We start from the raw sequence: 20,963 nt of genomic DNA on the forward strand, positions 1-20,963 counted from the left end.
GCTCACGTGGTCACTCAACCGCAGCGCCAACGTCGGCTCCCCCTTTCCGTACGGACACGGTCATTTGCCGTTGCCATCGGGACATGTCGCCCGACTCGCCTATGGCCACTCCGTCGGCCTCGACCCACGCATGCGCGCGGAACGGGTGGACCTGGACCCCGGTGTGCCAGGTCGGCCAGTGACCATGCAGGCGGCACCACAGAGCAACTGCGATCGACCGGGGCAGGCAGCCGTCGCCGGCGCACATGAGGCTCGCCCGCAACACCGCGCGGTGCGCGATTTCCGCCTCTTCCCTCCGGGAGGGGCGAGCTCCGCGACTGAGCGCTTCCAGTATGCGACGAATTCGGAAAGGCGGGCAGGCGGCCAGGATTCGGGCCGCGTAGACGACCGTCGCCACCGGTATCCGGCGGACAAATCCGGACCCGTCAAGCCTGGCCAGGGCGGTAGCTGCGGCTTTCATCGCACACCTTTGCTTTCCGCGGTCGCTTTGGTCGGCTCGGCACCAGGCGACGGCGAGGATGACGTGACACCACGTAGCCATGTTTCGCAGTTGAGAGTCGTGATCATCGCCGGCAAGGCCGCTCCGGGAGGCTGGGGCGACGTGCACGCCAGGCGCAGGGCGTTCGCGTCGACTAGTCCGAGCTGTGCCAGGACTGAATCCTGACACAGCTCGGTGATCTGCCGACGCCGCTTCCGAAAGCCCGCATGCACGTTTTCGGACATGTCGTTCTTTGTCGATCGCTGCATCAGCTCCGCGGGCACAATGCCGCGCAGGCTCTCCGTCAGCAACGGCTTGAAGTCCCACGGGCTCGACCGTTCGTAGGGCCGCACGGCAAGGCAGCACTCGATCACCCGGTCGTCGAGGAACGGAGAAGCGACCGCGACACCTCCTCGTCCGGCGGCCTGTCCGATCAGCCGGGCAACACGTCCGGACAGGCCGATGTTCTCCAGAGACTGGTGCTGAGACCGCGTCCGGGCCAGCGGTTCGGCGTCGGCCGCGGCGGACAAGGCGTCGGCCACGACGCGTCTGCCCTCTTCGGTGACCCAGCCGGGCAGGCGCAGCCGCTGGTTCCAGGTCGGCGGTGGCGGATGCGGTCCGGACAGCGGGAAGGCCAGATCACGGGCGCATCCCGACAGCCAGTCGCCGTAGGAGCCGCGATCGCCGACGACTCCCCACAGGTCACGCAGCGACCAGCGCCGAAGCGCACGTTGGCCGTACAGATGATTCAAGGCGACCCTGGGGTTGCGCCTGGCCAACGTGTGAAGATAGGACGTCGGCGCGGTGAGCACTTCGTCACCGCCGTGCCCGGAGAGATGGAGGGTCGATCCACGGGCCGCCACGAGTCGAGCGATCGCCAGGAACTTAGCGCTCTGGACGCCGACGAACGGCTCGTCGTGACATTCCGGTGCATCGAACATGCCGTCAAGCGCGCCAGGCATATTCGCGTCCTCGAGCAGGACGTGATCGACGCCTGGCATTCTTTCCGCGGCTCGCAACGCGCTCGCGGTGTCGTCGTCCGCAGTGGTCAGGCCGCACAAGGTCACTGCGGTGAGGCGCGGATTCTTGAGCCAGGCCAGGTAGGCGACCGGCGTCGAGTCCATGCCGCCGGAAAGGTCGCAGCTCATCGTCACGTGCGCGGACGCCCGGTTGTCGACAGCAGCGCACAGGGCCTCTCGGAACAGAGAACTCGCTTCGGCCCTGCCGAGTTCAGACTCGGGCGGCTGCCACCACTGAGACGTCCGGACGGCACCGCCGGTCGCACGAAATTCGGCGTCATGCCCAGGCGGAACTGCCTCGACGCCACGCCAGAGAGTCCGGTTCGAGAGCGGGTGCGGCACCGCCGGAAACATCAGCCGCAGCGCGATCGATGTCTCGTCCAGCGCCGCCGTCTGCATGCCTGCGACGACATCCGCACGATTGGAGAGCACGCAGTCGCTCGTGCCCCGCGGGTAGAACACACGCCGCGTGTTCGACAGGGTCCCCCGGACGCGAATGCGATCGCCGAGCGCAGCGATCACGTAATGGCTCCCCGGCAACCGCTTGGTCACGCGGTCGAGATCAGCGTAGCTGCTGACCTGGTCGAGCTTGGAGCGGAGATCCTCGTCGGAAACCGGGCAGAAGCCGAGCAGGGCCACGAGGCCGGCACGACTCCGGTGCACGAAAAGCGCGTCCGCGCCGAGCACTCCCACGATCAGAGGCCGACCCGATTCGTGCGTCGCGAGCGTTCGGGAATCCGGAGCGGGACGACGAACGGCGAGAGCGCCGTCGTGGTCGGGCAAGACCACGAACACGCTCTCGCCTCCGCCGACTGTGTGGCGGTCACGCATCAGCCGCTCTCAGTCCCAGAGCCAGGCGACGTCCCACGTGTTGCTGCCGATTCCGTTGGTGAGTTCGCCGAACTCGCCAACCGGCGTCATCGCCGGTCGCTCGTAGTCGATCGGCAAATTCTCGGCTTCACTCTGAATACGCTGGTCCATGAATCTTCTCCTCGTTTTCGGAAATTTCCCGGAAATATGGGCCGAATGTGCGAACTGGCCCACTGATTACGTTATCCCAGCGTCAGATTCCGGGCAAACTCAAGAGAGCATCTCTCGCTGTTGCCGACCGCGAATGACCACTATGGAAGCAGATCAACAAACTCCAGCATCCAAATGCCGGTGAAATACACCGATGATTTTCCGGCTTTCACGCCTGCGCCGGCCGTCCCGCGCGGGCAAGACCGCGGACTGGGCATGAAACGTCAGGTGGCGGCAGGTTCCCGCATGTCAAGCGCTGATGACTGAGCCGAAACCTGCTCTGCGAACTCGCGCCACGTCTGGGAGCATTCCCTGGCAAGATTTGCCACGGAGTTCGCCCGGTGCGGCGGCACATGCGCGATGAGACGATTCCACTCGCGCACCTGGTTGAGATGCAAGTCCAGCAGCCGGAGCAGAAAGCGGCCGGTGTCAGTCAGCCGGAAGGCAGGATCCTGCCGCAGCGCCTGAAGCGTTTCCATGCTGGTTGCGGCGCTGCGACCAGCCGGGGCGCGTGATCGGCGCTCCCGCCCGTCACCTCGCTCGCCTGCCTTTCCGGTGCCAGTGTCCGCTTTCGACTCTCCCTCCGGCGCGGCCGGACGCTTGTTCCCCGGTTTCCGCGCGGGAAGTCGGCGAACCCGGCCGTCTCGGCCGACGCGTACCTGCGACTGAGGAATTTCCTCAGTCGAACGCATCCGCACAGCGCCGACCGTCTTGGGCGAGAGTCCGACCAAGACGGCGATCCTGCGGTCCGACCACTCGGCGTGCGCCTTGACAATGCGGGCGGCGGCGGCCGTGCGATCAGCCAAGGTCAACGGCAGCCCGTGCGCCACGTTCGCCTGCACTGACTTGACGAACGCTTCGTCCTCGGAGCCGTCGAAGAAGCAGACCTCGACGGTCGAACAGCCCTGCAATTCGGCCGCCATCAACCGGTGCCTGCCATCGATGACCTTCATCGTGCCGCGATGAACAAGGATCGGCGGGAGCTGCCCTTGTGCCTCGGCAAGAGCGTGGACGTGGTCCATGTCGACGCCTTCGAGCCGCGGGGAGTCGTCGACTGCCAGCAAGTCGATTCGCACCGGCTGTGCCACGTCCTCCGCGGTGTCTTCGCCAAGTACCGTTCTGTCCGCCGGTTCGGAGCCCCGCCCCGCCGACCGGGCGCCGGTCGACCCGACGCCGCTCAGCACCGGATTGATTTCAGAAGACGAGTATTCGTTGCTGTCTGGCGATCTTTTCGTGCAACCATCCAAGAGTCCTCCCCCTGACCGTAGACGTCCCGCCTTCGCGGCCCGCGCCAATGCAAGGCGGCTGCGGCGAACTGAACATCCGATGGCTGAATCCCCCGACGGAAGACATCGCAACATTGCGTGCCTTCATCGTCACAGTAGCTCGGACTTGAGACATGTCAAGCTGTTTCGCGCCTGCTCGACAACGCCTGGCGGCGAACAGGTCCGTGCTGCGCGGGGGCATCCGGTCGATCGTGTCGCAGGTTTGGGCGCGGGCAGCGTGACCGGAGTGCGATCGCGGGTTGCTGCACCGAATCTAGCTGTCGAGAGCGCGGTTTTCGCTTGGCTCCGACGGATTCGTACAGCTTTGGTCTTTGCCTCTCACCGCAGGGGACGGGAACTGATCGCAGGCGCTGCGGACCGCCCGGGGCCAGCCGTGGCTGGTCGCCGCGGTTCTGATCAGCGACATGCCTTGCGAGTTCGCCCACGATCGCTCACTGGCCTTCGACGTCGGCCAAGCGGGAACCTTCGACCACGACGATTTCCCCGGCCTTGTCCGGTTCCCGGGCCGCGGCTGCGCGGATACCTGGCGCATTCCGCGGTGCCCGACACGAAGCAGGTCGTCGAAGCTGCTCCAGGCGTGGCTTGCGACCGGCCGCGGACTAGATGTCTCCGTTGGTGCCGTTGATGAATTGACCCGACCACTTGCGTTTGAGCCGGAGGCTCGCCAGGTTCACCCGGTCCCGGAGAATTCCCATCGGGCGGCGGATGTCGATGATCACCACGATCCGGTCCTCTTCGCTCTCGTTGCTGACCTCGTGCTCGAAGGTGTCGTCGATGAGCACGCTTTCGCCCTCCCGCCAGGTGTAGTGCTCGGTGTCGACCCGCAGCCGCGGCGGATTCTCCCGCGGCACCTTGATCCCGAGGTGATACCGGAGAATTCCCGCGTAGGGACCGTTGTGCGCGTTGAGCTTCACCCCGGGTTCGAGGACCGAGATCATCGCGTTCACCACCGTGGGCGTCCGCTCGGCGAAAGACAGGATGGTCGGGCAGTCTTCCCGTGCTTTGGGGTTCGCGACGCCGAGCATGTAGGCGTAGTAGAGCCGCCAGTTGTCGGACACCTCCGCCGCGCGGACGGGGTCGATGTCTCGGTACTGGGGCAGGTCGCGCGTGCCGACCAGGGCCAGCACTTCGCTTCTGACCTGGTCGAACTGCGCTTCGAGCTGTCGTGCCTCAGGAAAGAGCTTGTACGGGGACATGATCCGGAAACGTTTCTCGCCACCGCTGGTGCGCAAGAAGTAGCTGTTGATCGCGTTCCGGACGCCCGGCTGGTCGACGCTGAGCGAGCCTTTCATCTGATGCTCCTTGTGCGGAAGAGGGTGGTTTTCGGTTCAGTCGGAGCCTTCGGCGTGCGAAACCTCCTTGGTGCCGTGACGGCGGAGGAGCAGATGGATCGTCAGCCCGCCGCAGAGGATCGCGGCGCCCCAGCAGACGATCACCATGCGCACCGACAGGACGAGGGTCAGCGTGCCCAGACCGAGCGCGACGGCAAGCCACAACGCCGACAACACCAGCTGCGACACCGCGAGGATGCGGCCGGTGTAGTCCGGCGGTGCTTCGGCCTGGACATAAGCGCGGAACAGCACGAGCGAGCCGAGTGCCGCCCCGCCCACGAAGGCGGCCAGCGCGATCGACCACGGCAGGTTCGTCGCCGTGGCCAGCAGCGTCATCGCGCAGCCGGTGAGCAGCAGCGAACCGGTGTGGTAGCGCGGGTCGTCGTGCGCGTGGGAAAGCTTCACGCACACCAGCCCCGCGAGGAACGCGCCGACGCCCCAAGCCGCGTCGATCAGCCCGTACTCGGCGGCGCCCATCCCGTTGTCGTTCTTGACGAAAGCGGGCAGCACCGCGTTGATGCCGGAGATCAGACTGCCTGGTATCGCGGCGAAGAGGGCCGCCAACAGCATTCTCCGGTGCGACGCCAGCACGCGCCAGGCGTCGGTCATGTCGCGGAACAGCAGCCCGCTCGTGCGCTTCGTCGCGGGTTTGGTGGTGCGCCGCGACGGCATCGCCAGGAGCATGCCGCTGGTGAGTATGCGCCCGGCCAGGCCGACGAGCAGCGGAGCGGTGTCGCCGAGAGCCGGAATGGCGGCCCCGCCCAACCCCGCCCCGATGAACACCCCGACCTGCGACACGGCCTGCCAGACCCCATTCGCCCGCAGGAGTCCCGTCCGGTCGAACAGTTCCGGCAGCAGGGCGCTGTAGCTGGCCGACGACAGCGAATACAGGCCGCTGACCACCGCGCCCGCTACCAGCACGTGCCAGGGCCGCAACTCCCCCAGGCCGGCGAGGAGCGGGATCGCGCCGAGCGGCAGGACACGCCCGAGTTCGGTGGCCACGGTGACCGCGCGCCGGGAGAATCGGTCGATCAGCGGTCCCCCGAAGAACGCGGCGGGCACTCCCGCGCCCGCGTTGAGCGCGGCCATGACCGCGAGGTGCAGCGGGGTGCCTCCGAGGGCGAGGACGAGCCAAGCCAGCACGACGACGTCCAAGCCGGTGCACAGGGTGGAGAGTGCACGCGCGCCCAGCAGCAACCGGAAAGCGGGGGTGCCCAGCATCAGAGCTCGGCCCTTCCGGCGTCGGCGATCCGGTCGAGCCGTTCCCGCAGCCCCTCAGGGCACATCGGACCGAGCTCATCCCGCAGTTCCCGCGCCTTGGCCCGGTTGTGCCGGGCGGCGTCCTCGTCCGACCAGCCGGACGGAGGGCGCAGCAGCATCGACCACACGGGCACGGGCTCGCCGCCCCGCAGCAGTTTCTGCCGGTACCCCGCCACGCCGAGGTCGAGTTCGCGCAGTCCGTTCCGCAGGCAGTACCGGACCGGTTCGTGGATCATCAGGTTGAAGTACTCGGCGTGGTCGCCGATCCGGTCGTAGTCGAGCCCCGCGGAGCGGCCGACCAGCGTACGACCGTGCCGGATGCAGGAGAAGTAGCCGAGGGCGCGGCCTTCGTGGCGGCAGACGAAGGCGAACAGCGCGTCGCCGAGGACCGATTTCAGCTTTCGGTAGCGCCCGACGAAATAGTCGGCGTCGCCGTAGCTGCCGTGCCGGCGCTGGGTGCTTTCCTGCAGCTCGCCGATCTCGCGGAGGTTGTCGTCGGTGATGTCCTCGACGGTCACCGACCGACCGCCTCTCGCCAGCAGCCGTCGCTCCCAGCGCACCCGGTCGCGGTCCCGTTTGCGCAGACCCGCTTCGTACTCCCGCTCCGAATCGGCGTGCACCGGCACCGAGATCCGCATCGCTGTCAGCAATACCGGCCAGCCGGGCAGCAGTTCCCGCAGCCGAGTCATGTCCGGTCCGGTCAGGTGCGCGGCGAACGCGGTCCCAGCCCCCGCCGCCGCCGCCTCGGACTCCGCCGCCGCGGCCCATGCCTCCAGCCCGCCGTTCACCACGGGTGCGGTTCCGTAGCCCGAGGCGTTCCCCACCACGGTCACCGGTTCCCAGCGGCGGGCGGCCTCGTCGGTCACCCGGTCCGCGCCGCCGAAGAGCGTGCCGGGATGGAGGTGGGCGTTGGCGGGACCGTCGCGGTACCGGAACAGCGGGACGATCGCACGCAGGGTACCGCCGGCGTCCCGTACGACCAGTACCCGCTCCTCCGCGCCGTTCTGCCCGAGCATGGCGAGGTTCCAGGTCCTGGCCGAGTAGAACCCGATCCCGGTCGGGGCCGCCAGATCGTCCCATTCCGCCGGCGCGGCGGGAAGCGGGCACTCCTCGATCTCGAAAGCGCTGCGGCCGGTTGCCCGCGTGCGCGCGGTCATGCCGCGGGCCCCGTCAGCGCCACCAGAGGACGGGGGGTCAGGCCCATCTTGCGTTTGAACGGTTCGTTGAGGCGTCCGCATTCCGCGATCTCGACCCCGGACGACCACATCAGTTCCAGCATCTGCCACCACATCCGGTAATAGGGGCTGAACGCGACGTCCGGCCGGTCGCGCAGGTACCCGGCGGCCCAGTACTGCAGCCGGGCCGCTTCGAGAAAGCTCACTCCGACGGCCAGCGTCGCGCCGGCGGCGTCGCAGACCTCCAGCACCCGCACGGGCTCCCCCAGTTCGCGCAGGAACGCCGCGAGCTTGACCGGGTCGTAGTACCGCGGCGACCCGGCCCGGGTGGCGGTGGCGGCCACGAACTCCATCAATCGGGGAAGGTCCGGGTGGTCAGCTCGACGGATCTCGCACCGGGCGCCCTGGTCTTCGGCCCGGCGCAGCTGCCTGCCGAGTTCGCGCCGGGCCGAGCCGCGGAGCGAGGCCAGGTAGGAGGGGCCGTCGGGCGCGAGCGTGCGCGGCAGCACCCACCGCGGCACGAGTTCCTCGCGCTGGAACCCGTGCTCGCCAAGCGCGCGGACGGTGTCAGTGCCGTCCTCGAGATTGATGAAGCCCCATCGTGCGCATCCGGTCTCCGCTGCCTGCGCGCCGAACGCTTCGCCCAGCGCCCGCAGGGATTCGTCGTCGCGCGCGAGCACTCTCGCACCGGGGCAGTGCCACATCGGGGAGAGAAACGCCTGCTCGTTTTCGCGCAGGCCGAGCAGTCCGAGCGGGTCGCCCTGGAGGTAGGCGGGGGCGGCGGCCAGCAACCCGCCGCTGGCGTCGCGCACTTCCAGATAGCGCGGGAGGGCGATCTTCTGCACCGGATGGTGTTCGTAGGCACGCAGGAACGCCCTGGTGTGGAACACCGGCGCGGCGAGATCCTTCGCCAGCTCGTCCCACTCCGGGCCGAGCTCGTCGGCGGTGCGGAGCACCCTGACCTCCCGCCGCCCGCCGACCGGCGCGCTCCGGCGGGGCGTGGTGACGGCGGCGATCGCCTCGGCGCAGGCCGCCACGTCGGCGGGCGCGACCGGGCCCATGTGGCCGATCCGGAGGACATCGCGTTTCCACGCGCCGCGTCCCGAGGACACCCACACGTCGTGCCGGGCGGCGAGGGTGTCGCGAACCCGTTCGGCGGTGGGCACCGGCAGGCGGACCGCAGTGACCGTCGGCGAGCACAGCGGCTCCGGAGGCACTACGACGAGTCCTCGCGCACGCAAGGTCTCCCGGCAGAGGCGCGCCGTCTCGGCGTGCCGCGACCAGACGTTTTCCAGGCCCTCTTTCTCGATCTCGGCGACCGCCGCTTCCAGCGCGAAGAGCACGGACAGGTTGGGGGTGTACGTGGTGGTGGACTCGCGGGCGTGCGCGGCGGCGCGCGCGAGGTCGAGGTAGTAGCTGCCCGCTCCGGGAGCGGCGGCCCGGGCGAGCGCCCGCTCCGACGCGGCCACCAGCGCGAGGCCGGGCGGACAGGCGAGTGCCTTCTGGGGCACCCCGACGGCGACGTCCAGGCCCAGCCGGTCGAACGCGATCTCGGCAGCGCCCAGACTGCTCACGACGTCGACCAGGATCAGGCAGTCGCTGACCGAACGGATCGCCGCGGCCCACTCCTCCAGCGGGGCCAGTACCCCGGTCGAGGTTTCGTTGTGCGTCAGCAGGACAGCCTGGTAGCCCTCGGTGGCCTTCGCGCGGATCTCCTCGGTCGACGGCACGTCGCCCCACGCGGATTCCAGGACGTCGACCTCGGCGCCGTGGAACGCGGCGATCTCGCCGAAACGCGCGCCGAAGTAGCCCTGCCGCACCGACAGCACGCGATCGCCCCGCCGCAGCACCGACGCGGCCGCCGCCTCAAGCCCGCCTGTGCCGGAGCAGGTCAGCACCAGCACCGGCGCGGTCGTGCCGAACACCTTCGCCAGCCGCGGCGTCAGGTCTGCCAGCCGGTCGCGAAACTCCCGCGAGCGATGGCTGATCATCCGTTCGGCGGCCATCGCCTCCAGCGTCGCCCCGCTCACTTCCGCGGGGCCGGTCATTCGGTAGTTGCGCATGGGACATCGCCCTTCCTTCGCCGGTCCGCGGCGCTCGATCCGGCAGGCAACAAGCCCTCGACCGCGGCACGGACGCGCGCCCGGTCGAGGACGACCGGGGTACCGCTGACCCGGTTCGAAGCCAATCCCTCTTCCACCACGACTCCGGCGAGTCCGGGTGCGCCTTCGGCGCGGCGCTCCGCCGGCAGGCCGCGGGCGGTGATGAGCGACCGGATCGTCGCGCCGAGGTCGCGCTCGCCGGCTCGAAGCAGCCGCCGCAGCGTCGCGACCGCTGCGGCGACCGCCGCCGGATCGTGGTGGTCCGGAATCTCGGCCGGCCCCGCCCGCTCGACCATCGGGGCCAGCCAGGTCAGGTGCATCGCACAAGCGAGGCCGTGCGGCACGCCGAGATGGACGGTGAGCGGATAGGCCAGCGCGTGCGCCGCGGTGGTGCGGGTGATGTCGATGGCCCGTCCAGCCAGGGTGGCGGCCTCGCAGAGCAGATCCCGCTCCGCCGCCGTGGGAACCTCGCCCGCATCGCGCAGGATCGGGATGACCTTGCCGAGCGCGGCCTCGGCAAGGTCTCGGGATCGCTCTGTCGCGCGGATCGACCACAGCGATTCGACGGCGTGCGCGAGCGTGTCGAAAGCACAGCTCCAGGTGAGCGCGGGCGCACAACTGTCGGTCAGCGCGGGATCGACCAGCGCGACGTCGGCCCGTACCGCCGCGTCGTCGAGCGAAACCTTGCGGTTCCCCCGGTACAAAGTCGCGAACCGGGTGACCTCGCTGCCCGAGCCCGCGGTCGTCGGGACCAGCACCAGCCTGGCTCCGTCGAGCGGAGCGCGGCGTCCCTCGAGCACCTCCGCGGCCGCCGAGGGTTCCGGGGGCAACGCCCGGGCCGCCTTGGCGATGTCGAGCGAAGAGCCGCCGCCCACGCCGACCACCAAGGTGGCGCCGCAGTCCGCCCTCGCCCCGGCCGCAGCCACCGCCTCGTCGAACGTGGGATTCGGCCGGAATCCGGAGAAGACGCGGGTGCCGGGCGGCAGCCGGCGCGCCAGCCCGAGCCGTCGCACGGTGCCCCTGCTGGCGACCACGAGCGTGCCTGCCCAGCCAAGCCCCGCGAGCTCGGCGAGCCTGCCGGACACACCCCTCCCGGCGATCACCGGGACGCTCGGCTCGGCAGCCGCTGTCACGACGCCTGCCCGGCAGCCGCGCCGCGGAACCGTTCTGCGACCGCGTCGAGGCTCATGGCCGCGGACGCCCTCGGGTGCACCTCGTCCGGCGTCGGCATGGCCTTGAGGACGCACAGCACCGGACCCGGCGCGGACAGGGCGGCGCGCACCTTGGGGGTGAGCGTCCTTTCGTCGTCGCACGTCAGGACCGTGCGGTACCCGAGCCCCCGGCCAAGGGAGTCCCAATCGAGCCCCGCCGAGGTACTGCGCTGGCAGCCGGTGGATTCGTAACATCCGTTGTCCACCACCACATGCACCAGTTGCGCGGCACCGGAAGCGGCGACGGTGCTCCCGGTGCCCAGGTGCATGAGGAAAGCGCCGTCGCCGTCGAGCACCACCACGCGGCGTCCTGGGCGCGCGGTCGCCAGGCCCAGCCCAATGGCCGCGGCGTGCCCCATCGAACCCTGCATGTAGAACGTCTCCGGCCGGTCCCGCTCGTGATGAGCCTGCCGCGACAGATAGCCGGTCGTGGTGACCAGCAGTTCGTCGGTCAACTGGTCGAACAAGGCGGCGACCGCGGCCACCCGGGTCAGCCCGGACCCCCGCACCGGTTCCTTCTCCGCCGCCTTCCCGATCGATTTCCTCGGCACCAAAAGGAAGAACGGGTCGTTCTTGGCACGCGCTCGAGCCGCGTCGTCGAGCGCTTCGCCGAGCCCGTCCGGCCGGAGCACCGCGTGCGGAATGCCGAAGCCGGCGAGCATCGGAAGGGTGGCCGAGCCCATCACCGCGTGCTGGGCCTCGTCCTCGCCGGGGTCCGGCCAGCCGCGCAGCGTCATCACCACCAGCACCGGGACGCGGTAGGGCAGCACGAGCGAGGTCAACGGGTTGACCAGGTTGCCGAATCCCGAGTTCTGGCACAGCACCGCGGCCTGCTCCCCGGCGAGTTCCCAGCCCGCGGCCAGCGCCAGCGCGGCGCCCTCGGACGCGGCCGGGGTCAGTTCGCCCGCACGGTCGAAGAGCGTCCAGGGCCCGGCGAGATGACCGCACGGGACGCCCGTCACCCGGCGGGTGCCGTAGGCGCGCAGTTCGCGGACGAACGCCTCGGCCGCCAGTACCCCGCTCAACGGTCCCTGCCCAGCCACTGGTTCATGCCGGACAGGTCGAAGATCTCTTTCACCGAAGCGATATGCGGTTCGATGCCGGTGGTGGACCCCTCGGCGAGCACGGTCGCCCAAGCGTCGCGTACCGCCCGTACTGTCGCCCGCATTCCCTGGTTCGCGTAGATCACCATGGCGATGCCGGCGTCGTTCGCCTCTTGGACCGAGAACCGCGCGTAGGTGGTGGGCACGACGACCACCGGTGCCCGATGCCGCCACCGGTCCATGAAGGCGATGACTTCCGCCGAATCGACGGCCTTCGAGTGCACCAGCACCGCGTCGGCGCCGACGTCGACGTAGTGGTGGCAGCGGCGGAGCGCCTCATCGACCCCGAGGCCGCAGATGAACGCCTCTGTCCTGGCGATGAGGACCGTGTCGGGGTGCCGCTGTGCCTGCTTCGCGGTGGTCAGCTTCTGCCCGAACTCTTCGGCCTCGAGAAGCTGCTGTCCGGCGTCGACGAAGCTGTTTCGCTTCGGGAACACCTTGTCCTCTATGCAGACCGCGGCGACCCCGGTGTCCTCGTAGCACATCATTGTGTACGCGGCGTTGAGGTTTCCGCCGAATCCGGTGTCGCAGTCCGCCACCACCGGGACGGCCACCGACCGTTGCATCGTGGCCGCGCCGGCGAGGAATTCGGCCATGCCGAGAAGGCTGACGTCCGGAAGCCCGTGCGCCGCCGAGATCTCCAGCCCGGACGCCCAGATGGCGTCGAACCCGGCTTCGGCGGCCAACCGGGCGCTGAGGCCGTCGTGCGCGCCTGCCACCCGGAGAAGCTTTTTCTCGGCGAACGCGCGCCGCAGCATGGCCGCCCGCGCACCGGGCGCCTCGATCAGGTTCGCAGTTTCTGTTGTCATCGCAGTCCCTCGCTCTTTCCGGCTGCTCCGATTGCAGCCGTCCCCAGGAATTCCGACAGGCGGCCAGCGGCCTCCGACAGGAGGCCAGGCGCCGCCGCGACACAGAGCCGGACATGGCCCGGCAGCCCGAAGGTGGACCCGGGCCGCAAGCGGACTCCGGCGTGCTCGGCCAACGCCGCGCACAGCACCCGGTCGTCACGCCACTCGGGCCGCGCCTTCGCGAGCCCCGAAGCGTCGAGGCACAGATAAATACCGCCGCGCGGGACGATCACGCGCACCGCCGGAACGGCCGACATCGTCCGTACGGCGTGCTCCCGCAACGCGTCCAGCCGGCGCACCCGATCCGGCACGGCGTCCTGCTGCCGGTCGAGAACCGCGGCGACCGCGGGCTGCGCCAGGGTGCTGACCGGCCCGGTGGTGTGCTCCACGATGGTCCGCACCGCCGCCGTCAGCGCCGCGTCCGCCCACACCCAGCCGACCCGGAGACCGGCCAGCGCATGCACCTTCGAAGCTCCGCCGACCACGACCTCGCACGCACCGGCCCGTACCCCGCCGGCGTCTTCGCCGCCGTAGGCCCAGTAGATGTCGTCGACGACCAGAAGCAGCCCGTGCTGTGCGCACCACGCGCGGATCGCAGCCAGGGTTTCCGTGTCGTAGACGGCTCCCGTCGGGTTGACCGGGCTGTTGACCACGACCGCTTTGGTCCGCCCGGTCCGCGCGGCTTCGAGCCGATCGGGATCCGGCAGCCAGCCGTTGGCCGGATCGCCCGGCACGGGCACCGGCCGGGCACCCGCGATCCGCAGCATCTCGGGATAGTGGCTCCACCGGGGTTCCGGGACGAGGATCTCGCCGTCTGCCGCCGAAGCCGCGACGACGCTGAACAGCCCGTGCCGCGCTCCCGCGGTGACGGTGATCTGCTCGGGGTCGACGTCGGATCCGACCCGGCGGGCGTAGTGCGCGGCGACGGCGGAGCGCAGACCCGATTCTCCGCAGGATGCCGCATAAGCGGTGACCTCGCGGCCGGACACGGTCTCGGCGAGCGCCTTCAACGCCGGTTCGGCCAGCGGCTCGATCACCTGGCCCGAGGACAGGTCGATCACCCCGCTCATCCGTCGCCGTCCTTGGCCTGGAGCGGGCGGATGCCGGTGAGGGCCGCGATCTTCGCCAGGTCGGTTACCACCGCAGGCAACAGCGGGATGCCGTCGGCGGCGCGCTGTCGCGCCGATCTGCGGCGCCGGTCGCCCGGCATGCGCACCGGGACCTCCGGATTCGCAGGCCTGGCCGAGCGCACCTCGGCGGCCAGACGGTGCACCTCGCCGGCGACGACGTCCGGTTCGCCGAGGGCGCCGAGATCCAGGCACAGCACGAACTGCCCGAGACCGGCCCCGCTCTCGTCGTAGGTGTGTTTGCTCCACCGCGCGCCCGCCAACGGGCCGCACAGCAGTTCGGCGAGCAACCCGAGACCGGATCCTTTGTGCCCGCCGTATTCCTCGCCGAGGCCGCCGAGCGGCAGGAGCGCGAATCCCGCCCGCGCCTTCAGCCCGGCGACGACCGCGGGGATGTCCGTGGCTGATTCACCGTCCGGGCCGACCGCCCAACCGGGACGCATCGGCCTGCCTTCGCGGCGAAGACGTTCGAGCTTGCCGCGCGGCACGATGCTCGTCGCCGCGTCGAAACACAGCGGGCCGTCCGTACTGGGCACGGCGTAGCTGATCGGGTCGGTGCCGAACATCGGCTCGCCCGCTCCCGACGGCGCGACCTGCGGCGTGGCATTGGTGGTGGCGATCGCGAACATGCCCGCACGCGCGGCGCGTTCGGTGTACCAGCCCGCGATGCCGATGTGGTTCGAGCGGCGCACCGCCACCGCCGCGACTCCCTGCGCCCTCGCACGTTCGACGGCCAGGTCCATCGCGAAGCACAACGCAGGCTGTCCGAGCCCGTTGTGCGCGTCGACCACGGCGACCGCGCCGTGGTCACGCACGACCTCCGGCGAGGCGAGTCCGTCGATCGTGCCTTCCCGCAACCCCTCGACGTAGCGGCGCAGCCGAGCGACACCGTGACTGTCCACACCGGCCAGATCGGCGGCGACCAGCACCTCCGCGGTCAGGTCGGCATCGTGACCGGACGCTCCCGTCGCTCGCAGCGCGGTCGCGGCGAACGCGCTCAGTTCGGCGGCTCCCACGATCACGACGGCATCACCTCCGCGAACGGCGTGCACGAGCGTGCGGCCGCGTCGGCCAGCCCGCTCCACAGCGCGGCACCGGTCAACGGCGACGTGGGCGGCGGATCGGCGACCGGGTGGTGGGCGATGAGCGGATCCGGAGAGCGGCCGGCGAACCGGATCGCCACTACGCCCGTGCGGAGCCCGTCCGCGGCGCGCCGGGAGGCTATGGTGCCCGGGAGTTTGCCCCTCCAGGTGCTCTCGTCCACTTTTCCTTCCGCGGTGACGGCGAGATCCGCCGACCGCACCGCGCCTGTTCTGTCCACCATGTCGAGAAGTGCCTCCGCCCCGGGTTTCGCCTCCGCTGTCGCCGCCGCGGCCAGTCCGAATCCGATCCCGCCGCCCGCCCCGAACCAGCCGCTGCGGAACCGGGCCGGAGCGGCTTCGTCGCCTGCTGCCGCGAGCAGGCCGACGAGCTGGCTCAGCGCGCCCGCCGCGATCGGCCGGTCCTGCTCGGTCATGCCTTTCTGCGTACCAAAAAACGCCAGGTTCTCCGCCAGCGACGGGCGGACGTCCGGCAGCAGGCGCAGAGTCACTCCGTCGAGAAGACGCCGGGCTGGGGCCAGATCGATCAACGCTGCCTCGCGCAGCGTCGAGGGAACGGGAACGACGCGCTTGCCCGCCGAGTCGAGAAACCGTGCACCGAGCGCGTGCAGCGCGCCCGCTCCGCCGTCGACGACGGCCGTGCCGCCAAGGGCGAGCAAAACAGTCTTCGCTCCGTTGGCGATCGCGTGTGCGATCACCGTGCCGACCCCCGCCGAACTCGCCGCGAGCGGGCGGAGATTCCGCGGGCTCGTTCCGCCGAGCCCGCAGATCGACGCGGTCTCCACCACCGCGGTGCGGGAGTCCAGTGCCAACCAGGAAATCCGTTGCGCGCGACCAGCGGCGTCCTGGGCGGTGACGGGCATCAACCGACCGCCGAGGACCTCGTGCAGCACGGACAGCGTCCCGTCGCCTCCGTCGGCGAGCGGCAGCACGGTGACGGAGGCGTGCGGAAGCGCGCGCCGGACGCCGACCGCGAGCGCGTCGGCGACCTCGACGGACGTGGCGTAGCCACGCAGGCAGTTCGGAGCGACGACCACGCTGCCGATGCGTCGCGCGGCCGCCCGGATATCGGGACTCATCTGCGCACGGCGGAGCGCCCGCGGACCCACGTGCGTAGCAGCAGCCGCGTGTGATCGCGTTCGTCCTGGAATTCAGTGCGCCCGTGCAACAGGGAGAGATTGTCGAACAGGGCGAGTTCGCCCTCGCGCAGCTTGCCTGTCCTCGTGAGGCCGCCGGAGGCGACAATCCGGTCCAGCTCGTCCAGCGCGGCGCGCTGCCGATCGGTCAACGGCGGGATTCCGGGATGCTCGTGCCCTCGCTCGATGTAACCGCGGAGATAGCTGATCGCGGACTTTCCGTTCTGAGTGAACAACACCGGCTTCCGCGTGGTCGGCGGTTCGCCCGGAGCCTGGTCGCCTCTGCGATCGAAATGGAAAGGCTCGCGCAGCGCCGCGGTCACCCCTGCGCGGGAGGCGAGAGCGGCTTCCAGGTCGCGAATGTGCACGAACTCCAGTGCTCCGCCCCGCGCGGATTGCCGGACGCACAGGAGCGTGAAGAACTCGGGCGCCGGAAGCGGAGCCTCCGCGCCGTCCGTGTGCAGGCTGCCGCCGAAGCGGGAGTCCGAATACCGCGCCCGCGCGCCTTCGCCGATCGCCGTTCCGCGGTCCCGGACCTCTCGAACCAGGTTGCCCTCCCCGTCCTGCGGGAGCGGTTCGCCGAGCAGGCTCGTGAACCGGACCAGCGCCTCCTTGTTCCTCTCGTCGTCGAGCGGGAAACCGGTCAGGACCAGCACTCCCTGGCCAAGCTCGACGTGCTCCCTGACCAAGGCGGCGAGTTCGTCGCGCGCCTCGTGCGGGGCCGGGTCCTCGTCGTCGGCGACGAGAAATGCGCGAAGCCCTCCGGCGAGCGGGACGCGCGAGGCGCCGAAGCTGTCGACCTCCGCTCTGGCGCCCGCGGCATCGCGAGGCGTTGCCAAAAACTCGACCAACGGATCCCCCTCTGTCCGTTTTGTGCACCTGCCGCCAGAAAACTGCCAAGCTCCGGCAGAACGCCGAATCACGGCAAGGTGCTCCCCAGATTTTATCGCCCCAGTAGTGCGCAATTAACGAAAATGTAGTCTAGGTGTCATCTTGTCCGAGTGTCAAGGCGGCATCCGCGTCCGCCGGGCACCGTACTGCTCCTTTCGGGCCACTGCCTCCTGCGTTTTTTGACAATTTTTGCGCCCGTTTCGCTTTTCCGCGCGCGGCGCGTACAGCAAGCGGATGCGCTCGCTGCCCCAAAGGACGGAACATCATTAACGAACAGACTGCCGGGCAGACACACCGCTCGATGCGGGAAAGATCAGCGGCACCAACGGTCACAGGATGACATTCCGGGCGTAACACCGCGGACGACAGTGCGAACTTCCCAGCATTGAGCGCATCGAACTTCAGATTCCGCAAAAGCTAAGCAGCGGCAAACAACATCGCTGCACGGCTCCGCCCCGCCCCGGAGTTGCCGATCGGCCGGCCGACCAGTTCGTGTTCCACTTGCACATTATTCAGGAAAATGATCGTGACCAAAGAGCGCAAACAGCGCAGAACCGGCTAATAGGTCAAGTAATCCGCTGCGTTCTCGGGCCTTGCTGCCCGCGCAACGGCGGGTCGACCGGGCCCGGCAACAGCATGGGCGGAGCGATTCGCTTGCTCGAGGCGGTTGGGGAAGGCTGATCCGGCGACGGCGGGCCAACTGCACGGGCTACTCGCGTTGACACGGCAGGAGATCGTCCTCGACCCGGCAGCCCGGCCGCGGCACGACTGCGTTCCACAAGACTCGACGACGCAGCCGCCCGGCTGCCCTTGGCAGGCCGTGCGATCACCGTTCCGCCGAAGTTGCGGCCTATCAGCACGACGTCCGCGAGGCCGCATCCCGGGCCGGACCGCCGCACCAGGAATTGTGTCCCTGAACGAAATTGATCGTAACTAAGCGCTCGTTTTCCGGTGCACGGAAAGAATCGAAAGGAACGATGCGAGTCGCCGACGAAAACCAGCGCTCGCCACGCACGCGAGGACAAGCAGTGCAACCCTCGCGCCCACGCCGCCCGACCGGGTTAGCCGCAGCCCTGGCCAGAAGAAGATCAGCTGACCCCAAGGCGGCGCGATCCGGCCGCGGCAGCGGACGGCCAAGGGGCCTCCGCGCCGCCGGAACCGCGGACGAGCCTTTCGGATGGATCAATGCTTCGTCGGCGGTACCGCGAGCCTGACATTTCTCCCACGGCGCGTCCCGGGCGAGGTTGCGACGTGCTCGCCGCCGAACTGCACGGTACAACGGCAATGCCCGGGCCGTTGAGCAATGGAGTCATGGGCGGTTGCGAAACCGGAGATTCTCGCCGGACGCCCGACCGCCGCGGGCAGCCAGTGCAGATTTTGAGGGCAGGGTCGGCAGCGGAGAGCTTTAGCCACAGACGTGCCGACGAACTGCGGCACCGGTTCTGCCCTTCGGCCCGGACAGTGAGCAGCCTCGACAGTCTGGTCACTGCGATGCAGGACTCCGCCCGGATCGGTTCCCCCTCGACGTCGCCGACCCGCGCGCGGACCGGCCGGATGGCGGCCCGCCGGGCAATTTCGGAAACCTCGACGGCCGCGGCGTGCGGGCGGGCGACAGCCGCCCGGTACTCGCGGTTGTTCTTGTTCATGCCCCGAACCCGTTGCCGCATCGCGACGCGCGCAAGGCACCGACCTCTCGCCGACGCGATCCGCAAGGGTTTCCCGGTGCGGGAAAGCTCCTCGCCGAGGCTGCCGCGTTCACCGCAGCCAGCATCGGATCGCCCGGAGCACAAGCGCCCGCGTCCCGTCGTCTTGCGGCCCGCCGTGGACTTGACGCGGTCTACTGGGCCGCAGGCGCCCGCTGCGTGCTCACGGCGACCGGGAACGCAACTGTCCCCACCTTGGCCGCGGTTGCCCCGCTTCCCGTTTGCGGATCTCGGAGCCGGACCGCGCGCCCAGTGCGGCTATCGCACTGGGCGGGGCTTTCCGTCCGCTCAATTCGAGAAAAACAATTCTCATGGAATTGCGATCATTGCGGTCGTCATTTTGTCCGTTTCGAGATTTTCCTCAGGTTCTGCCGGGCTCGTGATTCGGATCACCGAAATGGCGCAGCGAATTCACCGGCTGCGCCTGTAGCATGTGAGAAGGAGACCGGGTGGGCATTCTCGCGCCATCTGGGGAACAGAGCTTCAGTGTCGGATCCGATCTCCGGGCGGGGGTTTGCGCGCGACAGCGGATCGTTCCCGGGCGTCGCGGCGCGGGAACCGCGCGGGTGACGCATTTATCGGAAACAGCTGTGCATCAGCGGCATCATGACAACGCGGTACGGGCGCATCCGGCAACTGCGCCCGTACCGCACTGGGGGTACGGTGGAAGAATTGAAAAGCCGGGCCGCGGTCCGGCGTGCGGCTTTTTTCGATGTCGACGAAACAGTCATCACCGCAAAAAGCATGTTCGCTTTCCTGCGCTACTGGATGGAACGCCATGGCGACGACGGGAGCGGGTATGCCCGCCGCGCCGGCGAATTGCGGCAGATCGCTGCCTCCGGCAGGCCGCGGGAGGAAGGGAATCGACTTTACTACCGGTATTTCGCCGGGGCCGTTGCGGCCGAGGTGCAGGCCGCGGGCCGGGCCTGGTACGCGACGTACCGGGCGGGTCCCGAAGCGTTCGTCGGGGCCGCCCTGGCGGCGCTGGAGAGACATCGCCGCGCCGGGCACCGGATCGTGCTGGTGTCCGGCTCCTTCACGGCCTGCCTGACGCCGCTCGCGGAGGATCTCGGGGCTGACCTCGTACTCTGCTCTGAGCCGTTGACCTCGGAAGGCGGGCGGTATACCGGCGAAGTCCGCCGTTCGATGATCGGCGAGGCCAAGCGGGACGCGGTGACGGCGGAGATCGCCGCGGCGAATCTGGATCCGCGTGATTGCTTCGCGTACGGCGACCATGCCAGCGACCTCGACATGCTGGCCGCGGTGGGCAATCCGGTCGTGGTCGGGAACGATCCGGTGCTGACCACCCGCGGCTGGCCCGCCCTGCCAGCGGACCCCGCGCCGCGGCATTCCGGCGCGCGGGAAAACGCCGCGCACTGACTCCCGCGGCACATTATTCAGCAAGGACACCAGCCCCGTGGAGGTGGGGATGACTGCGTTCGTCGTGGTCGGCGATCGATTTTCGAAATTCGCCGCGCGTACCGGAGCTCTGACGGTTTCACAAGTGATCCAAAAGATGCGGGGCGACGGCATGCCAGGTGCGATGAAGCTGGTCGGCGGGCAAGGCGTAGCAGAATGCGACTGGGACCGGATCCGAGACGAAATCGCGCACCGGGGAACGTCCGGCGAAGTCGAGATCCACCCGCTGACGCACGGCCCGCTCAGCGACCGTTCGGAAACCCACAAGCACAATCCGCACAACGTTCTGGTCGCCGGACTGGAACCGGTGGGCGACCACGAGTTCGAGGCAGCGCTGCGGTTGCACAACGACCAGGAGTTCCAACTCGACCACATGGGCGTGCACGTCCAGGGAATGATCGTGCTGGAGGCCGCGCGGCAGATGTATCTCGCGGTGTGCGAGCGCTATTACCCGAGCGAAGGCGAAATTCATCTGTTCGACAAGATGGAGACAACTTTCCGCAACTTCCTTTATCCCCTGGAAACCCGGCTCCGCTCCGCGGTGACCGCCGGGACCAGCGACCTCGGCCGGCCGGTCTTCGACGTGCGGACCGAGTTCCGGCAGGCCGGGCTGCACATCGCGGAGGTGCGGACGGTCGGCACCGCCTTGTCCGCGCAGTCACTGGAGCGCAAGGAGCACCGCGGGGCCGAACGCGCCCTGCGGCACGCCCTCAAGAACGCCCCGGCGCCCGATCCGGCCCGCTGACCCCGCTGC

The 20,963-nt window shown here is 69.3% G+C and carries 17 protein-coding genes; 2 read left to right on the forward strand and 15 right to left on the reverse strand.

What is annotated here, in order from left to right; translation table 11 throughout:
* Positions 1-10: 10 nt before the first annotated feature.
* The 15 genes from FKO37_RS28070 to FKO37_RS28140 all read right to left on the reverse strand — a co-directional run bounded on the left by FKO37_RS28070 (position 11) and on the right by FKO37_RS28140 (position 17,047).
* Entirely contained in the window at positions 11-541 is a 531-nt protein-coding gene (locus tag FKO37_RS28070; protein ID WP_308196549.1) for a lasso peptide biosynthesis B2 protein, read from the reverse strand.
* Complete coding sequence (locus tag FKO37_RS46990) at positions 457-2,292, reverse strand: asparagine synthase-related protein (protein WP_238606429.1); 1,836 nt, start codon at positions 2,290-2,292, stop codon at positions 457-459. Before FKO37_RS46990 ends, FKO37_RS28070 begins: the two co-directional genes overlap by 85 nt.
* A gap of 45 nt (positions 2,293-2,337) precedes the next feature.
* Positions 2,338-2,478, reverse strand: a complete 141-nt coding sequence (locus tag FKO37_RS28080; RefSeq protein ID WP_134662762.1) for a lasso RiPP family leader peptide-containing protein — start codon at positions 2,476-2,478, stop codon at positions 2,338-2,340.
* A gap of 263 nt (positions 2,479-2,741) precedes the next feature.
* Complete coding sequence (locus FKO37_RS28085; RefSeq protein WP_238606430.1) at positions 2,742-3,701, reverse strand: ParB/RepB/Spo0J family partition protein; 960 nt, start codon at positions 3,699-3,701, stop codon at positions 2,742-2,744.
* Positions 3,702-4,402: 701 nt separating this feature from the next.
* Positions 4,403-5,095 carry an aspartyl/asparaginyl beta-hydroxylase domain-containing protein gene (locus FKO37_RS28090; RefSeq protein WP_238606431.1) on the reverse strand — a complete coding sequence of 231 codons (693 nt, stop codon included), beginning with the start codon at positions 5,093-5,095 and terminating at the stop codon, positions 4,403-4,405.
* Between the two features lie 36 nt (positions 5,096-5,131).
* Positions 5,132-6,355 (reverse strand): MFS transporter, encoded by a 1,224-nt coding sequence (locus FKO37_RS28095; protein WP_238606432.1) that lies wholly within the window; start codon positions 6,353-6,355, stop codon positions 5,132-5,134.
* Positions 6,355-7,551 (reverse strand): GNAT family N-acetyltransferase, encoded by a 1,197-nt coding sequence (locus FKO37_RS28100; protein ID WP_238606433.1) that lies wholly within the window; start codon positions 7,549-7,551, stop codon positions 6,355-6,357. Before FKO37_RS28100 ends, FKO37_RS28095 begins: the two co-directional genes overlap by 1 nt.
* On the reverse strand, positions 7,548-9,632 hold the full coding sequence (locus FKO37_RS28105) for an aminotransferase class V-fold PLP-dependent enzyme (protein ID WP_238606434.1): 2,085 nt from the start codon (positions 9,630-9,632) through the stop codon (positions 7,548-7,550). The genes FKO37_RS28100 and FKO37_RS28105 overlap by 4 nt, the downstream gene beginning before the upstream one ends.
* The gene (locus FKO37_RS28110; RefSeq protein WP_238606435.1) at positions 9,614-10,804 is read right to left on the reverse strand and encodes an iron-containing alcohol dehydrogenase; all 1,191 of its coding nucleotides are present in this window, start codon (positions 10,802-10,804) and stop codon (positions 9,614-9,616) included. The genes FKO37_RS28105 and FKO37_RS28110 overlap by 19 nt, the downstream gene beginning before the upstream one ends.
* A complete protein-coding gene (locus tag FKO37_RS28115; protein WP_238606436.1) occupies positions 10,801-11,907 on the reverse strand; it encodes a thiamine pyrophosphate-dependent enzyme in 1,107 nt (368 codons plus the stop codon). Before FKO37_RS28115 ends, FKO37_RS28110 begins: the two co-directional genes overlap by 4 nt.
* On the reverse strand, positions 11,904-12,794 hold the full coding sequence (locus tag FKO37_RS28120) for an isocitrate lyase/phosphoenolpyruvate mutase family protein (RefSeq protein WP_205669892.1): 891 nt from the start codon (positions 12,792-12,794) through the stop codon (positions 11,904-11,906). Before FKO37_RS28120 ends, FKO37_RS28115 begins: the two co-directional genes overlap by 4 nt.
* The gene (locus FKO37_RS28125; protein ID WP_238606437.1) at positions 12,791-13,903 is read right to left on the reverse strand and encodes a pyridoxal phosphate-dependent aminotransferase; all 1,113 of its coding nucleotides are present in this window, start codon (positions 13,901-13,903) and stop codon (positions 12,791-12,793) included. Before FKO37_RS28125 ends, FKO37_RS28120 begins: the two co-directional genes overlap by 4 nt.
* On the reverse strand, positions 13,900-14,982 hold the full coding sequence (locus FKO37_RS28130) for an Ldh family oxidoreductase (RefSeq protein WP_238606438.1): 1,083 nt from the start codon (positions 14,980-14,982) through the stop codon (positions 13,900-13,902). Before FKO37_RS28130 ends, FKO37_RS28125 begins: the two co-directional genes overlap by 4 nt.
* Complete coding sequence (locus FKO37_RS28135; protein ID WP_238606439.1) at positions 14,979-16,139, reverse strand: glycerate kinase; 1,161 nt, start codon at positions 16,137-16,139, stop codon at positions 14,979-14,981. The genes FKO37_RS28130 and FKO37_RS28135 overlap by 4 nt, the downstream gene beginning before the upstream one ends.
* Positions 16,136-17,047, reverse strand: coding sequence for a TauD/TfdA family dioxygenase (locus FKO37_RS28140; protein WP_238606440.1), 912 nt, complete (start codon positions 17,045-17,047; stop codon positions 16,136-16,138). The genes FKO37_RS28135 and FKO37_RS28140 overlap by 4 nt, the downstream gene beginning before the upstream one ends.
* Before the next feature lie 2,349 nt (positions 17,048-19,396).
* Between FKO37_RS28140 and FKO37_RS28145 the strand changes: the two genes are divergently transcribed.
* Positions 19,397-20,170 carry an HAD family hydrolase gene (locus FKO37_RS28145; RefSeq protein WP_255807046.1) on the forward strand — a complete coding sequence of 258 codons (774 nt, stop codon included), beginning with the start codon at positions 19,397-19,399 and terminating at the stop codon, positions 20,168-20,170.
* 124 nt (positions 20,171-20,294) lie between these two features.
* Positions 20,295-20,954, forward strand: coding sequence for an AfsA-related hotdog domain-containing protein (locus tag FKO37_RS28150; RefSeq protein WP_238606442.1), 660 nt, complete (start codon positions 20,295-20,297; stop codon positions 20,952-20,954).
* Positions 20,955-20,963: the final 9 nt, after the last annotated feature.

Origin of the sequence: Amycolatopsis sp. Poz14 (assembly GCF_006704225.1) — a bacterium.
GTDB lineage: Bacteria > Actinomycetota > Actinomycetes > Mycobacteriales > Pseudonocardiaceae > Amycolatopsis > Amycolatopsis nivea.